We start from the raw sequence: 1,281 nt of genomic DNA, 5'->3' as shown, positions 1-1,281 counted from the left end.
ATGGTTTCCAGAATTTTCTTTTATTAGTAAATCCAAAACATCATTCCAAGAAGTACCTGAAGGTAAATATGACTTTGCTTCTTCCATTAATTCAGTAGGTTTATCTTTTTTTACCAACCCTCCAAATGCCATTTTATAATAATAATCAAAGCCTAATGTACCACCAGTTGGTCCGTACTTTTTATCCCAATTATATAATGAAACTGCCATTCCAGTGATAAATTGGCTCATTGTTGCATGATGGTAATCACCTTTTTCTTGAGGGTATTTTTTCCAATATTCATTGATCAAGTCCAAAAGTCCTAAATTTTTTGCATTTTCTTTACCGTAGATTTGATCCTCTAGATAAGCGTGAACCGTCTCATGAATTATAGTTCTAGCAATGCTAAGGGAAGTAGCTTTAGCTAAATAATCATTATTTAATGTAATTACATTAATCCCATTAATCCGTTGGGTTATTGCATTTGCACCACTTCGAACAGTCCCATTTTGGATACGATAGTCAAATTGCCCACTTTGTTGAAACATGTTCAAAATTCCACCAGCAATATCTATTGCCCCTAAGCCACTTAAATCTACTAAATAGGCACTTCCTTTAGATAGTTCCTTAAAGATATCTGCGGCACAGGGATTAGTTAGTTGCATGATGATTGTCTTGGGAGTAGGGAGCGATGGGGGCTCATATGGCGGAATATCTCGTGGGGGAGCCGTCACCGGATCATCGCAGCATGGAGGACGCTCATAGTCATGGTTTCCTCTGCCATCTCCTCCCTCAGGCGTGAAACCACCAGAGCCATAGCAATAGGTTTTTGTGATATGGACAAGGGTGCCGCCATACCCTGTAGCATCCGGAATATAAACAGTTCTTTCTACTTCTCGACAGTCAGCTCCAGCTATCCTTTCTTGGTGGTCTGAGGTATTCAGTGGACTATAATTGAAATGGCCGACCACTTCACCTTCCTCAAAGGTAAACCCAATAAAGTGCCGCTCATCATAGGTCCAGATATCTACCTCACCGGACCAATCATAGGGGATGCCGTCGTAATAGATGCCTTCAAAATCCTCTATCGAGCCTTCTCCTTCGGGATAGTACCTCGCAATCACCGGATCGAAGCGCTGCTCAGTGGAATGACTGATAAACATGATGTTCTGAATGACCAGATCTTTTACATCCCGATCCGGGAAGCTGTCCAGCATGCTGGCAGGGAAGTACTTTGTTGCGTTAGCCAGACTCACTTCAAAGACCTCCCGTCCATCAGGAAAGTAGTAGTGATGAAACTG

General features: G+C 41.8%; 1 protein-coding gene. It reads right to left on the bottom strand.

Annotation, left to right across the window (positions count from 1 at the left end; genetic code table 11):
- Positions 1-1,281 (bottom strand): hypothetical protein (locus OU792_RS18525; RefSeq protein ID WP_274671054.1); only part of this gene is annotated, 1,281 nt, incomplete at both ends.

Origin of the sequence: Algoriphagus sp. NF (genome assembly GCF_028823735.1) — a bacterium.
Lineage (GTDB): Bacteria > Bacteroidota > Bacteroidia > Cytophagales > Cyclobacteriaceae > Algoriphagus > Algoriphagus marincola.
This window is presented reverse-complemented; position numbering and strand designations above follow the sequence as displayed.